Source organism: Geodermatophilus sp. SYSU D00867, from assembly GCF_054050315.1.
This window is the reverse complement of the sequence record NZ_JBJGZC010000013.1, coordinates 1-13,841: the sequence shown is the minus strand read 5'-3', so window position 1 is coordinate 13,841 and position 13,841 is coordinate 1. Positions and strand designations below refer to the sequence as shown.

Genomic DNA, 13,841 nt, shown 5'->3' with positions numbered 1-13,841 from the left:
TGCGGGGACACCGTGCCTCATCGCGCTCACGTCCAGGGAGCACCGCCGCGCCCGCGGATGTGACACGGCGGCTCCGGGCCCGGGCTCAGGTGTCCTGGCGGAGGTGGGCGACGAGCCCGTCGAGACCGGGGAGCTGGTAGCTCCAGAAGCCGGCGACGAGGGCGCGGCCGTGGTCCCGGTCGCGCGCCGTCCGCAGGATGCGGGCCAGCGCGCGGCGGGTGTTGTCGAAGACGAGGTCGAGGACCTCCCGCTGCTCGGGGGTCGGCCGCCGGCCGAGGGAGCGCTCGGCGTGGCCGACCAGGCGCCGGACGAAGGCGGCGGGGTAGCCGGCGAACGGCGTCCCCTCCGCGCGGTCGAGCAGCACGGCGACGGCGAGGGGGTGGTCGAGCCAGAAGCCGAGGAGCTCGTCGGCCGGGGCGCGGTGGGCGGATCCCTCGGCCAGGGCCGCGACCCGGGTGTCGAGCAGCCGGTCGTGGCGGGCCGGCAGGTCCGGCGGCACCACCGCGTCGAACAGTGCCTGCTTGGAGCCGAAGTACCGGTACACGTTCCCCGGGACGGTGCCGGCCAGGTCCCCGATCGCGGCGACCGAGGTGCCGGGGTAGCCGTGCTCGGCGAAGCAGCGCAGGGCGGCGTCCTCGATCCGCGCGCGCACCTCCGGCTTGAGGACCTGGGCCATCACCGCGCTCCCGGAGCGGCCGGCTCCGGTGGCCGGACGTCGGCCCACGGGGCGGCGCCCTCGAGCTCGAGGGCGAGCGCCAGCAGCATCCGGTCGGCACCGGGCCGGGCGGCGAAGTGGATGCCGACCGGCAGCCCGTCGTGCCGGCCGAGGGGGACCGACATCCCCGGGCACCCCGCGACGTTGTGGATCGGCGTGTACCCGACGGCCTCCTCGGTGCGGCGGATCAGCGTCTCCCGGCCCGCGGAGGGGGACAGGTGCCCGACCGGCCAGGAGGTGCGGGCGAGCGTCGGGCTGAGGACGACGTCGCAGTGCTCGAACAGGCCGAGGTAGGCGCGGGTGGCGTCCGCGAACGCGCGCCCGGCCCGCGCCGGCCCGTCCGGGCCGAGCGACGAGGCCCAGTCGATCAGCTCGAGGGTGAACGGCTCCAGCTCGTCCGGGCCCGGTGGCCGCCCGAGCAGCGGGACGGCCGCGCGGGCGACCTGGGCCATGGTCAGGGCGGCGGCCGTGAAGAAGCCCCGGCTCAGCTCGGGGCCGTCGACCTCCAGCGCCGGAGCGACGTCCACGACGTGCCCGAGCGACGCGCACAGCGCGGCTGCCCGGTCGAGTTCGTGACGGACGGCCCGGTCGGGCTGCTCCCCGAGCAACGTGGGCGCCAGCACCGCGATCCGCAGCCGCGCGGCCGGCGGCCCGGTCACCCGGCCGACCGGTGGGTGCACCGCCCCGGGGCCGCGGTGCTCGGTGGCCGCGAGGAAGGCCGCGCTGTCGCGGACGGACCGGGTGACGACGTGCTCGACGAGCAGGGCGCCCAGTCCGGGCGCCTCCGGGCCGGTCGGCTCGCACCGCCGGTGCGACGGCTTGAACCCGAAGACGCCGGTCAGCGCGGCCGGGACGCGGAGCGAGCCGCCGGCGTCGCTGCCGTGCGCCACGGGGAGGACGCCGGCGGCGACCAGCGCGGCGGAGCCGCCCGAGGACCCGCCCGCGGACAGGCCCGCCCGCCAGGGGTCGGCCGTCACGCCGTGCAGCGCCGTCTCGGTGCTGCCCAGCAGTCCGAACTCGGAGCTGGTCGTCGAGGCGACCACCTGCACTCCGGCCTCCCGGACGGCCGTGGTGTAGGGCGAGTGGCCGGGTGCGGGAGTGGTGGCCGTGAGGCGGGAGCCCATGGTCCAGGGCAGCCCGGGCCATGCGAGCAGCTCCTTGACCGCGAACGGCACGCCGGCGAGGGGACCCCGTGCGGTCCCCTCGCCGGGCACGGCGGCGGCCGGGGCGGCGACCGCGTTGAGGTCGCTCCGCTCGGCCATCAGACGGCGGGCCGCCTCGGCCAGCTCGGCGGCGGTGACCTCGCCGTCGCGCACGAGGCGGGCCGCGTCGAGGGCGTCCCAGCAGCGGTACTCGGTCAGCGACAGCGTCACGGGGCCAATCGTGAATGCATCGTTCGCGTTTGACAACGGGCCGGCGCCCGGCGCCGTCGGCAGGGGCGCCGGGACGCTTCCCCGCGGGCGGGAGCGCGCGGGAGGATCGGCCGGCGCCCGGGCGAGGGGAGTACGGGTGGACGACGTCGTGGTGATCGACACCCTGGCCGCGGTCACGGCCGTCTCCGTGCTCGCCGCCGTCCTCGTCGGGCTGTTCCCGCGGCTGCCGGTGCCCCAGGTGGTGCTGCTGCTCGCCGGCGGGATGCTGCTGGGCCCCTCCGCACTGGACGTCGGCACGGCGCAGGACGTGCGGGTGCTCGCCGACGTCGGGCTGGGCTTCGTCTTCCTGCTCGCCGGCTACGAGCTCGACCCGCGGCTGTTCCGGGAGGACGCCGGCCGCCGGGCACTGCTCGGCTGGACGGTGTCCCTGCTGCTGGCGCTCGGCGTCGTGGGCCTGCTGCACGCCGGGGGCGTCGTGGAGGCGTTCCTCCCGGTGGCGCTGGGGTTGACCACCACCGCCCTGGGGACGCTGCTGCCGGTGCTGCGGGAGAAGGGGCTGCTCGCCGGCCGGCTCGGGCGGTACCTGCTGGCCGCGGGCGGCGTCGGGGAGCTGCTGCCCGTCCTCGCGATCGCGGTGTTCCTGGGCAGCCAGGGCCGGGTCGCCGCGCTGGTGTCGCTGGGCGCGGTCGCCGCCCTCGCCCTCGCCCTCGCCCTGCTGCGCCGCGGCGTCCGGGACGGCAGCCGGCTGGCCCGGGCCGTCGTCGCGGGCCAGGACGCGACCGCGCAGATCACCCTGCGCGCCACCGTGCTGCTGCTGATCACGCTCATCGCGGTCACCGAGCAGTTCCACCTGGACGCGGTCCTCGGGGCCTTCCTCGCGGGGATGGTGCTGCGGCGGTGGGTCGGCGGGGCCGCGCCCCAGCTGGAGGCCAAGCTGGACGCGGTCGGCTACGGCTTCTTCGTGCCGGTGTTCTTCGTGGCGTCGGGCATGGCGCTGGACCTCGGCTCGATCGCCGACGCGCCGCTGCGGCTGGTGCTGTTCTTCGCGCTGATGCTCGCCGTCCGGGGCGGCCCGGCGCTGCTGGTCTACCGCCGGGTGCTGCCGCTGCGGCAGCGCGCGCAGACCGCCCTGGTCAGCGCCACCGCGCTGCCGGTGCTGGTCGCGCTCACCGAGATCGGCCTGCGCAGCGGCCACATGCTGCCGGAGAACGCCGCCGCGCTGGTCGGCGCCGGCGTGGTCACCGTGCTGCTGTTCCCGGCCCTGGCCGTCGCCCTGGACCGGCGGCCGGCCGCCCCGGCGCCCGTCCCGGCCGCCGGGGGCCCGGCAGGCCCTGCCTGAGACACCCGGGTCAGTGACGTCCGGGACGCCGGACCGGCAGGCGCACCCGGAGCACCGTCTCGCCGGGCCGCAGGTCGACGTCGATGTCCCCGCCGTGCCGGTCGACGATCCGCCGGGAGATGTCCAGCCCCAGGCCGGTGCCCTCGCCGACGCCGCGCGTCGTGAAGAACGGGTCGAAGGCGTGCGCCCGGACCTCCGGGGTCATCCCGGCGCCGGTGTCGCCGACCTCCACGACCACCGCGTCCCGGTCCACCCGCGTGGACACCCGCAGCGTCCCGCGGTCGCCCATCGCGTGCAGGGCGTTGTCGACCAGGTGGGTCCACACCTGGTTGAGCTCGGCGGCGCGCGCCTCGATGCGCGGCACGCCGGGTGCGTGGTCCCGGACGACGGTCACGCCCGGCGGCACCCGCGGGGCGAGCATCGCCAGGGTGCTCTCCAGGCCCTCGGCGAGATCGGTCTCCCGCACGGCGGCCCGGTCGAGCTGGGAGTAGGACCGCACCGCCGCCACCAGGTCGGAGATGCGCCGGGTGGACTCCTTGACCTCCGCCAGCAGCCCGCTCGCCTCCAGGGTGCTCGCCACCCACTCCAGTGCGGGCTCGAGCCGGTCGGCCCCGACGACGCCGGCCACCCGCTCGCCCCAGGCGACGTCGGCGCCCGCCCCGCTGAGCGCGGGGGCCAGCGTCCACCCGTGCGCCACCCCCTGCCGGGACAGCCAGTCGGCGAGGGCGTCCTCCCGGTCGGCGACCTCCAGCGGGTCCCCGCCGGGCCGGGTCCCCAGCTCCTGGCGGAGGGTGTCCAGCCGGGTGAACTCGCCGGCGGTGACCGGGGCGGCGGCCAGCCGGCGCAGCGACGACAGCATCGCCGCGTGGGCCTCGGTCAGCGCGTCGACCGCCCGGGTCGCGGCCGCGGCCGGGTTGTTCAGCTCGTGCGCGAGACCGGCGGCCAGCGTCCCGAGCGCGGCCAGGGCCTCCCGCTGGCGGGCCATCGTCTCGTAGTTGCGCGCCGACCGGGACACGCCCTCGGTCAGGTACAGCCCCAGCGGGAAGCGGCTGGCCCACAGCTCCCGCAGCGCCGCGGCCGGCACCCGCAGCACCCGCCCGTCCGACGCCGCCCGGCCGGTGGCGAGGTAGGCGCCGTGCTCGTCCCACGCGCGGAAGCCGCCGGCCCAGCGGCCGGGCACGTCCATGACCCCGAGCCGGGTCTCCTCCGACCCCAGGTGGCGGACCAGGTCGATGCTGCCCTCCAGGAGCACCCACCAGGACTCCGCGGGGGCGTTCTCCACGAACAGCACGTCGCCGTCGGTGAAGGACACCTCGGTGCCGACGGCGGCCAGGGTTCGCAGCTGGCCGTCGTCGGTGCCCGCGAACAGCCCGATCCCGCGCAGGGCGGGGACGGCGGGGTCGGTGGTCTCGGTCATCCGGGCGGCCTCCTGCCTCCCGGTCTCCCCGGGCGTCCCCGGAGCATGCCGGGCCCGCCGGGGCCCCGACAGGTCCCCGGACGCGGCGACCTCAGCCGGTGAGGACCGCCCAGCCGTGCGCGGGCAGCTCCACCCCGCCCCGCCCGTCCCGACCGCGGCCGACGGTCGCCGCGCCGGCGAGGACGGCCCCCGCCCCGGGCGCGGGCACGCGCACCGCGGCGTCGGCGACGTTGAGCGCGACCAGCAGCCGCTGCCCGTCGCCGGCCACGGCGTACACCAGCTGCTCGTTGGCCACGTGCACCTGCTCGGGCGCCGCGGTGTGCAGCCAGCGGTGCCGGCGGCGCAGGCCGACCAGCTCCCGGTGCAGCGCGAACGTCGGCGCGCCGAGCGGCGAGAGCCCGGACGGGTCGGCGGGGAACGGCGGCCGGACGGCGTCGTCGCCCCCGGCGCGGTGCTCCTTCACCCCGCGGAAGGCGTGCTCGTCGCCGGCCCACACCGCCGGCGTCCCGCCCACGGTGAACAGCACCGCGAGCGCGTGGGGGAGGTGCCGGACGTCGGGCAGCTGGCTGGCGATGCGGGTGACGTCGTGGTTGCCGGCGAACGTCCACGGCACGAAGGAGCGCAGGAAGCCGGCGTGCCGCTGCAGCGACCAGGCCAGCTCGAACAGGTTGCGCTCGGCGATCCCGTGCCAGACCGCCTGCCACAGCTCGTACTGGGTGACCGCGTCCAGCCCGCCCTCGGCCACGAGCCGCGGGTAGTCGCCGTGGATGACCTCCCCGACGACGTAGGCCTGCGGGTGGCGGGCGCGCACGGCGGGCAGGACCCGGGCCCAGAACGACGGCGGCACGGCGTAGGCGGCGTCCAGCCGCCAGCCGTCGGCGCCGCGGTCGAGCCAGTGCGTCATCACGCGGGTGACCAGGTCGGCGACGGCGGGGGAGGAGTGGTCGAGCTCGACGAGCAGGTCGTGGCCCTCGAAGACGTCGGCGCCCGGTGCGGTGCCCGGCGTCCAGTCCGGCGGCCAGTGCAGCCGGAACCAGTCCGCCGTCGGGGCGTCGCGCCCCTGCTCGGCGACGGCGCGGAACGCGGGGTGGTCGCGGCCCACGTGGTTGAACACGCCGTCGAGCAGCACCCGGACGCCGCGCTCGTGCGCCGCGGCCAGCAGCGCGTCGAGGTCGGCGTCGTCACCCAGGCGCGGGTCGACGCGGAAGTGGTCGACGGTGTCGTAGCCGTGGGTGCCGCTGGCGAACACCGGCCCGAGCGCCAGGCCGTTGCAGCCCAGTGCCAGCAGGTGGTCCAGCCAGCGCTGCAGGTGGGGCAGCCGGTGCCGCAGCTCCCCGGGCGGGAGGGCGGCCGGCTCCGCGCCGGTGAAGGACAGGGGGTGCACCTGCCACCAGATCGCGTCGGTCACCCAGTCCGGCACGTCGCTCCTCCCGTGGTCGGCGGCCCCGGGCGGGGCCCCCGCCACCCTCCCCGAGCGGGCGCGCCCCCGCAGGCCGGGCGGCTCAGCCGCGGGCCCCGCGCCCCCCGGTGGCGCGGACGAGCAGGTCGGCGGCCGGCGTCCGGCCGAGCTCGGCGAGCAGGTCCGCGGCCTCCTCGTCGAGGCGGACGGCCAGCCGGGCGCGGCCGGCCCACGTGACGCGCTGCCGCAGGAGGGCCCGGCCGAGGGACCACGCCCGGAACTCGGCGACCAGGCCGCGCGCGTCCCCCGGCGGCGTGACCGCGACCCGCCCGCGGGCCCGCCGCAGGGCCTCGTCCCGGTCCAGCACGGCCGCGACGTCCCCGGGCAGGTCGGGCCGGGCCGCGACCGCCGCCCGCACGTGCACCAGCGGCGTCGCCGCCACCTCGCCGAGCCCGGCGGCGGGACCGGCGAGCGCGGCAGCCAGCAGGCCCGCGGCGGGGGAGACGTCGTCCAGGACGGACCGGACCAGCCGCACGACCTGGCCGGCCGCCCAGGGGGAGGCGTCCTCGGTGTGCTCGGTGACCGCGAGCACCAGCGCGGTGGCGGCGACGTCGTCCCCGCGCCAGAGCCCGTGCCGGCCGGCCCACTCCCAGGGGTCCTCGGCGGGGTACCAGCGGGGGGCGGGGCGGTGCGGCGTCACCCCGTCCCATCGGCCACCCGGGGAGGGGAGCTGGAGCCTCCGGCGGCGCCCGTCCCCCGGTCGTGGGAGGGGACCGCACGCGGACCTCCCAGGTGCCGCAGGCGCCGTTCGGTGCGCGCGACGGCGGCCCGGACGACCGGCGCGCGCCGGGGGTGGGCGCGGGCGGTGGCGCTGCCGGGGCCGTGCCGGCCCAGCACGTCGGCGAAGCGGGTCTCGACGTCGACGGTGCGGCCGTCGGCGGCCGTGGTCTGGTCGGCGAAGGTCAGCGCGTCGGCCAGGGGACCGGAGGCGTACCGGGCGGTGTCGAAGTCCCGCACCAGCTCCCCGAGCCCGCGCTGGTCGGCGACGAACCGGGCGCCGGAGTGGTGGGCCACCAGCCCGACCACCACCGGGTGCCAGCCGCGGTCGCGCAGGTACAGGGCCCCGTCGAGCGGGTGGAAGCCCGTGCGCCGGACCTCCGGGGCGTAGCCGACGTCGTGCAGCCACGCGGCGGCCAGCAGCAGCGGCCGGTCGGCGGGCGCCACCGCGGCGGCCGCCTCCTCCGCGCGTCGCGCCACCGCCTGCTCGTGCCGCCAGCGCGCCCCCGAGTCGCCCAGCAGCCGGGCGGCCAGCCGGTGCGCGGCCTCGACCAGCAGCCAGGACGGGGGGTGCGCCGGAACCGTCCCGGCGCGGACCGTCCCGGACGTCTCCTCACGCGGTGGCACGGGTCCTCCCCGGTCGGGTGTCGCGCGGGCCGGCCCTCCTCCGGCGTCCGCCGGCGCGTCGTCCGCGGGGGACGACCGGGTCACCGCCGCTGCGCGGCGTGCCGGTACTCCAGGAGGGCGTTGAGGTTCGCCTCGGCCTGCGTCCGCAGCTCGAGGGCCAGCTCGAGGGCCTCCGCGTCGCCGGGCCGCCCGCATGCGCGCCGTGCGGTCCGGAGCTCGGCGAGCGCCCGCACGATGAGGGAGTCGAGGACGGTGAAGCGGTCCGGGGTCGGCGCCAGGGTGGGCATGGCGGACCTCCCGCCGGTCGTCGCGGCCCGGTGCTGCCGGGTCCGGGCCGCGCGGGGCACGGCGTCCCGGACACCCCGAGCCTCCCCCGTGACCCGGCGGCGGTCATCGTCCGCCAGGGACGACCGGGGCCGGCGGCCGGTCGTAGACGACCGAGGTCCGCAGCAGCAGGTCCTGCACCGACCGGTTCCCCCGGCTGACCAGCACCCACAGCAGGCCGACGGGGAACACCACGCACAGCACCGCCCGCACCGCGGACCGTCCCCAGCCCAGCCGGTCCCCGCGGTCGTCGCCCACGCGCAGCCCGAGCAGCCGGTCGCCGTACGTCCGCCCGGCGTCGGCCCAGGTGACGGCGAGGTAGACCGCCAGCACGCCGAGCGTCCAGGACAGCAGCGTCGACGACGAGGGCGCCGGGAAGGAGAAGCCGGCCGGGTTCACGAGGAACCGGGCGGCCGCGACCGCCGTGCAGCCCCCGACCACCAGCAGCGCGACCACGAGCAGGTCCACCACGTTGGCCAGCGCACGGGTGACCAGGCCCGCGCGACCTCCCCGCGGCGCCGCGTGCTCCGCCGGCGCCGGTGCCGGGAGGCCGGCCCGCGTGCCGCGCCGTTCCCCGGCCCGGGTCACGACGACGCCTCCGGACCGGCGGGGCCGCGGACGCCGTCGCCCGCCGTGGTCCGCCGCGCGTGCCGGCGCAGCAGCCGGTCGACCACCCGTTCCACCGCCCGGTCGGCGTCGGCGCCCTGGTCGCGCACGGAGCGCACCACCTCCGAGGTCACCGAGCCGGTCGAGGCGCGCAGCAGGCCGGGCAGGTCGATCACCTCGACCACGTACCGCGCCAGGCCGGCGAGGTCCATGCGCAGGGCCGCGGCGTCGAGGTCGACGCGGGCCACGGCGCGGTCGAGGTCCACCCGCTCGACGACGGCGTCGAGGTCGACGCGGGCCACGGCGCGGTCGAGGTCCACCCGGTCGACCACGCCGTCGAGGTCCACGCGGGCCAGCACCCGGCCGACGTCCACCCGGTCGGCCACCGCGTCGACGTCCACCCGGCCGACCGCGGCGTCGAGGTCGACGCGGGCCACGGCGCGGTCGAGGTCCACCCGGTCGACCACGCCGTCGAGGTCCACGCGGGCCAGCACCCGGCCGACGTCCACCCGGTCGGCAACCGCGTCGACGTCGACCAGGGCCACCAGCCGATCGAGGTCCACGAACTCGCGGACCAGCGCCGGGACGTCGAGGCGGGCGAGCAGTCCCCGGGCCACCGCCGGGACCACGCGGTCGGCCGCCCCGGCCAGCGCGCGCGCCGTCGCCACCACGGGGTGGGCGAGCGCCTCCGGCGCGCGCCCGGGCCGCGGCAGGCGTGCGACGACGGTGCGGCGGCGGATGGCGGCGCGCTCCGCGAGGAGGCGTGCCAGCGCCGCCGTCACCTCGAGCACCGCCACCGCTGCCTGCACCGCGTCCCGGACCGCGCCGTCGGCGTCGAACCGGTCCGGCGACGGGGCGGCCGACGGTGCACCGGCCGGCCGCAGCTCCTCGACCGGTGGGCCGCCGGGGTTCACGGCCACCGGGGGACGCCGCCCGCTGTCAGGACCATGCGCCCTCCCTGCCTCGGAGCCGCCAGCGTCCGGCAGGGGTGCTGCCCGTCCCTCATCCGGAACGGATGAACCCCGGCCCTGCGGGGAGCGGGAGGCTCCGGTGACCTCCCGCCCCTCCACGGCGTGTTCCGGGGGAGGGGAGGCCGGTGACCTTCGGCTCTGAGGTCCCGCAGGGGGGACGGCCAGGCTGGGGAAGGGGACCGGTCGCACGCCGGCCCGGTAGGCGCCCAGAGGGAGGCTCGGGAACGGGGGACGGCCTGCACCGCACGCGGGAGGACGCGTCATGGCGAGTCTGTCGCCGATCCACGCGACCGGGTCGGGGACGGCGGTGCCTGCCGCTGCGCGACCCGGCCCGGCCCTGCTGGCCTCCAAGCTCACCCCGCCCGAACCCGGGGACGCGACGGTCCTCCGGCCGCGGCTGACCACCGCGCTGTCCCGGGCGGTGCAGCGGTCGCCCCTGACGCTGGTCAGCGGGCCGGCGGGTTCCGGCAAGACGGTGCTGGCGGCCTCGTGGGCGCGCAGCCGGCCGGACGGCCCCGTCACCTGGCTCACCGTCGACGACTACGACGACACGGCGGCGTTCTGGAGCTACGTCGTCGGTGCGCTGGAGTCGGTGGGGCTCGCGCGCGCCGGCCTGCCGCCCCTCGAGCCCGGGGGGCCGGAGCCGCCGGCGTTCGTCCCGTCCCTCGCCGGTCGGGTAGCCGCGCTGCCCCGGCCGGTGACGCTGGTGGTCGACGACGCCGACCACGTGCGGGACCGGTCGATCGCCACGGGGCTCGACCTGCTGGTCCGGCACTCCGGCGGCAGGCTGCGGCTGGTGCTGTGCGCCCGCGCGGACCCGCCGGTACCGCTGCACCAGTACCGGCTGGCCGGGACCGTCTCGGAGATCCGCGCGGCGGAGCTGGCCTTCACCCCGGACGAGGCCCGGGAGCTGTTCGCCGCGATGGGGGTGCCGGTGTCGCCGGAGGTCGCCCGCACGCTCCACGCGGAGGCGCAGGGGTGGGCGGTCGGCCTGCGGCTGGCGGGCGCCGCCCTCGCGCAGGGAGCCTCCCCCGAGCACCTGGTGACCTCGCTCGCGCAGGACGACGGCAGCGTCGCGCAGTACCTGTTCGCGGAGGTGCTGCAGCGGCAGCCGGCCCCGGTGCGGAGGTTCCTGCTCCGGGTCAGCGTGACCGCGGAGCTGTGGCCCGACCTCGTGGACCGGCTGTGCGGGCGGCCGATCGGCCGGCGGGTCCTCGCGGGGCTCGCGCGGGCCAACGCCTTCGTCGAGGCCTCGCCCGGCGCGCCCGGCGGATACCGCGTGCACCCGCTGTTCCGGGAGATGCTGCAGGCCCAGCTGGCCTACGACCACCCCGGTGACGTCGCCGCCCTGCACCGGACCTGCGCCGACTGGTACGCCGCGGCCGGCCGGGTCCCCGAGGCGGTCGGTCACGCCGCCGCCGCGGAGGACTGGCCGGCGGTCGCGCGGCTGCTGGTCGACGACCTGCTCGTCCCGCGCCTGCTCGCGCACGGCACCGACCCGGCGCTGGCCGGGGTCCGCGCGCTGCCCGAGCGGTTCCGCGGTCCCGACGCCGCCGTGCTCCGGACCGCCGTCGCCCTGGCCGACGGGGCCGCGCCCGCGGCGGCCGACCTCGCCGACGTCGCGGCGGCCCGCGGGGAGGGCTCCCGGCCGGCGCTGCGCGTCTCGGCCTCGCTCACCTCCCTGGCGACCGCCGCCGCCTCCGGCGTCCCCGCCGGCGCCCGGCTCACCGAGGCCGACGCCGCCGCTCCGCTGCTGGCTGCGCTGCCGGACGACGACCGGCGGGAGGGTGCCGCGGTGCTGGGCGCCCTGCGCGCCGCCGCGGCCCTCGGCACCGACGAGCCGACCGGGCAGCTGGTCGCCGGGCTGCGCACGGCGGCGGTCGCCGCCCAGGCGGCGGGCTCGCGGCACCTGCGCAGCGGCACCGTCGCCTCCCTGGGCCTGCTCGAGGCCCTCGAGGGCCGGCTGAACCACGCCGTCGAGCTGGCCGGCGAGGCCGAGAGGCTCGCGGCCGGGGAGGGCCGGGACGACGCCGCGCGCGAGCCGGCGTCGGCGACCGCGCTCGCGTGGACGCACCTGCGCCGCTACGACCTCCCCGCGGCCCGGGAGTGGCTGGGCCGGGCGCACGCCCGCACGCGGTCCCTGGGTGACGGCACGGCCGGCGCCGCCCACGCGGAGCCGCTCCTCGCGGTGCTGCAGAGCCAGCTGCTGCGGCTGCGGCACGAGTACGACGCGGCGGAGCGGTGCCTGGGGCCGCACCTGCGGGGACCCCGCCTGCCCCGGTGGGTGGCCGAGCCGGTGATCGGCGAGGTGGTCCGGCTCGCGGTCGCCCGCGGGCACGTGACCGAGGGACTGTCGATCCTCCGGGAGACCCGGGTCGACGAGCCGTGGAGCCGGCGGCTGCGCGCGACGGTCGACCTCCTGTCCGGCGACCCGACGGCGGTGACGCCGACCGAGCCGACGGGGACCAGGGCGCCGGCCGCCGTCGTCGAGGCCCGGGTCATCCGCGCCTGCCAGCTGCTGGAGGCAGGCCACGCGCCCGCCGCGGTGGACGAGCTCGCCGAGGCCCTCGAGACGGCCCGGCCCGAGCTGCTGCGCTGGCCCTTCGTCGACACACTGCCCCAGGCCCGGCGGCTGCTGCGCACGCAGCCTCGGCTGCAGGGACCCGCCGCCTGGCTGAACCCGTCGGCGACAGCCGCGCCGCGCCCCGGCGCGACCCGCCCGCCGGCTCCCCGGGAGGTGCCCGACGTCGTCCAGGAGCTCAGCGACCGGGAGACGGAGGTGCTGCGGTACCTGGCGGGGATGCTGTCCACGGCGGAGATCGCGGCGACCATGTTCATCTCGGTGAACACCGTCCGGACGCACATCCGCAGCATCCTGCGCAAGCTCGCCGTGAGCCGGCGCAACCAGGCGGTCCGGCGGGGCCGCGAGCTCGGCCTCGTCTGACCTCCCGGCGGCGCGTCGCCGCGGCGGGAGGCGGCCGGGGTCATGCAGGGCGGACGATGCCGCCCGGTCCGCGGGGGCCCACGCTGCTGCCGCACACGCCTCGGGTCCCGCCTGCCGCACGGGCCACCGGGACCCGGGGCCGGATCGAGGAGGAGAGGCACGTGACAGACACCTCGCGCGCGGACGCGACGTCGACGACCACGTCGGTGCCGCGGCCGCGTTACGAGCAGCGACCCCTCGAGGAGCGGCCGCCCAGCGGCTGGGCGGGCTGGGTCGTCTTCGCCGGCGTCATGCTCGTCATGCTCGGCACGTTCCAGGTGATCCAGGGGCTCATCGCCGTCTTCGACGACGGCTTCTACCTGGTCACGCAGTCCGGCCTGGCGGTGAACGTCGACTACGACGTGTGGGGCTGGACGCACATGGTCATCGGCGTCATCGGGGTCGCGGCGGGGCTCGGCCTGCTGGCGGGCAACACGGCCGCCCGCGTGGTCGGTGTGTGCATCGCGTTCCTCAGCGCGCTGGTGAACCTCGCCTTCATCGCCGCGTACCCGGTGTGGTCGGTCCTCATGATCACGATCGACGTCATCGTGATCTACGCGATCATCGTCCACGGGCGGGAGCTGAAGTCCGACTACCGCTGACCGCCGACGCGCGCGGGGGTGCCCGTCCCGGGACGGGTGCCCCCGCTGTGCTGTGCGGATCGTCCGCGCGGGGGGACGTGGACCGGCGGCCCCCGCGGCGACCCTGGGTCGACCGCCGTCCACCCGCACCCTTGGGGCAGAGATGACCACGGACCTCCAGCAGCCGACCGACGCCGACCGGGCCGACCTCGACCAGATGGGACCGGTCGACTACCTCGTCGTCGCCTTCCCGGCGGAGCGCATGACCGGGGAGGCCCTCCCGCTGCTGGTCGACCTCGTCGACCGCGGGGTCATCCGCATCCTGGACCTGGTGTTCCTGCGCAAGGACGCCGACGGCACCGTCACGGCCCTGGAGCAGACCGACCTCCGGCGGATGCAGGTCCTCGAGGCGGCGCTGTTCGACGGCGCGCGCTCGGGCCTCCTCGGCGACGACGACCTCGCCGAGGCCGCCGCGGCGCTGGACCCGGGCACCGCGGCCGGCATCCTCGTCTACGAAAACGTCTGGGCGGCGCCCTTCGCCCGCGCGCTGCGGCGCTCCGGCGGTCAGCTGGTCGCCTCCGGGCACGTGCCCGTGCAGGCGATCATCGCGGCGCTCGACGCCCTCGAGGCGGAGCAGCCGGCCCCCGCCGAGCGGCCCCGCCCCGCCGCCCCCCCCCGGCCCGGGGCGGCCCACCCCCCCCCCCCCGGCCCCCCCCCCCCCCCTCGCCC

At 78.3% G+C, this 13,841-nt stretch carries 13 protein-coding genes; 4 read left to right on the top strand and 9 right to left on the bottom strand.

The annotated features are described in order from the left end of the window. Window positions 1-85: 85 nt before the first annotated feature. Window positions 86-676, bottom strand: a complete 591-nt coding sequence (locus ACI8AK_RS13655; protein ID WP_456949838.1) for a TetR/AcrR family transcriptional regulator — start codon at window positions 674-676, stop codon at window positions 86-88. Then, complete coding sequence (locus ACI8AK_RS13650; protein ID WP_456956654.1) at window positions 676-2,088, bottom strand: amidase; 1,413 nt, start codon at window positions 2,086-2,088, stop codon at window positions 676-678. The genes ACI8AK_RS13655 and ACI8AK_RS13650 overlap by 1 nt, the downstream gene beginning before the upstream one ends. 136 nt (window positions 2,089-2,224) lie before the next feature. Here ACI8AK_RS13650 and ACI8AK_RS13645 point away from each other — a divergent pair, with 136 nt between their 5' ends. Continuing rightward, a complete protein-coding gene (locus tag ACI8AK_RS13645) occupies window positions 2,225-3,427 on the top strand; it encodes a cation:proton antiporter (protein WP_456949840.1) in 1,203 nt (400 codons plus the stop codon). Window positions 3,428-3,437: 10 nt separating this feature from the next. On the opposite strand, the gene ACI8AK_RS13640 is transcribed toward ACI8AK_RS13645, so the two are convergent. The 7 genes from ACI8AK_RS13640 to ACI8AK_RS13610 all read right to left on the bottom strand — a co-directional run bounded on the left by ACI8AK_RS13640 (window position 3,438) and on the right by ACI8AK_RS13610 (window position 9,497). Beyond that, window positions 3,438-4,844, bottom strand: a complete 1,407-nt coding sequence (locus ACI8AK_RS13640; protein ID WP_456949841.1) for an ATP-binding protein — start codon at window positions 4,842-4,844, stop codon at window positions 3,438-3,440. 91 nt (window positions 4,845-4,935) lie between these two features. Continuing rightward, window positions 4,936-6,264 (bottom strand): alpha-amylase family glycosyl hydrolase, encoded by a 1,329-nt coding sequence (locus ACI8AK_RS13635; RefSeq protein WP_456956652.1) that lies wholly within the window; start codon window positions 6,262-6,264, stop codon window positions 4,936-4,938. A gap of 82 nt (window positions 6,265-6,346) precedes the next feature. Then, window positions 6,347-6,943: a hypothetical protein gene (locus tag ACI8AK_RS13630; protein ID WP_456956650.1), complete on the bottom strand. Its 597-nt coding sequence runs from the start codon at window positions 6,941-6,943 to the stop codon at window positions 6,347-6,349. Next, window positions 6,940-7,647, bottom strand: a complete 708-nt coding sequence (locus ACI8AK_RS13625) for an HDIG domain-containing metalloprotein (protein ID WP_456949844.1) — start codon at window positions 7,645-7,647, stop codon at window positions 6,940-6,942. Before ACI8AK_RS13625 ends, ACI8AK_RS13630 begins: the two co-directional genes overlap by 4 nt. An 80-nt stretch (window positions 7,648-7,727) precedes the next feature. Beyond that, window positions 7,728-7,934, bottom strand: coding sequence for a hypothetical protein (locus tag ACI8AK_RS13620; RefSeq protein ID WP_456949845.1), 207 nt, complete (start codon window positions 7,932-7,934; stop codon window positions 7,728-7,730). A gap of 103 nt (window positions 7,935-8,037) precedes the next feature. After that, the gene (locus tag ACI8AK_RS13615) at window positions 8,038-8,559 is read right to left on the bottom strand and encodes an RDD family protein (RefSeq protein ID WP_456949846.1); all 522 of its coding nucleotides are present in this window, start codon (window positions 8,557-8,559) and stop codon (window positions 8,038-8,040) included. Then, window positions 8,556-9,497 (bottom strand): hypothetical protein, encoded by a 942-nt coding sequence (locus ACI8AK_RS13610; protein WP_456956648.1) that lies wholly within the window; start codon window positions 9,495-9,497, stop codon window positions 8,556-8,558. The genes ACI8AK_RS13615 and ACI8AK_RS13610 overlap by 4 nt, the downstream gene beginning before the upstream one ends. A 313-nt stretch (window positions 9,498-9,810) precedes the next feature. On the opposite strand from ACI8AK_RS13610, the gene ACI8AK_RS13605 reads away from it, so the two are divergent. The 3 genes from ACI8AK_RS13605 to ACI8AK_RS13595 form a co-directional block, all read left to right on the top strand. Next, window positions 9,811-12,492: a LuxR C-terminal-related transcriptional regulator gene (locus ACI8AK_RS13605; protein WP_456956646.1), complete on the top strand. Its 2,682-nt coding sequence runs from the start codon at window positions 9,811-9,813 to the stop codon at window positions 12,490-12,492. Window positions 12,493-12,653: 161 nt separating this feature from the next. Beyond that, entirely contained in the window at window positions 12,654-13,133 is a 480-nt protein-coding gene (locus tag ACI8AK_RS13600) for a DUF7144 family membrane protein (protein WP_456949849.1), read from the top strand. Window positions 13,134-13,275: 142 nt separating this feature from the next. Next, window positions 13,276-13,841: DUF6325 family protein (locus ACI8AK_RS13595; RefSeq protein WP_456956644.1), on the top strand; the 566-nt coding region annotated here is incomplete at its 3' end.

What these genes read in the sequence shown, in the direction of transcription:
- ACI8AK_RS13655 (WP_456949838.1), bottom strand. Translation starts at nt 676, where the DNA reads ATGGCCCAGGTCCTCAAGCCGGAGGTGCGCGCGCGGATCGAGGACGCC.
- ACI8AK_RS13640 (WP_456949841.1), bottom strand. Translation starts at nt 4,844, where the DNA reads ATGACCGAGACCACCGACCCCGCCGTCCCCGCCCTGCGCGGGATCGGG.
- ACI8AK_RS13620 (WP_456949845.1), bottom strand. Translation starts at nt 7,934, where the DNA reads ATGCCCACCCTGGCGCCGACCCCGGACCGCTTCACCGTCCTCGACTCC.
- ACI8AK_RS13605 (WP_456956646.1), top strand. Translation starts at nt 9,811, where the DNA reads ATGGCGAGTCTGTCGCCGATCCACGCGACCGGGTCGGGGACGGCGGTG.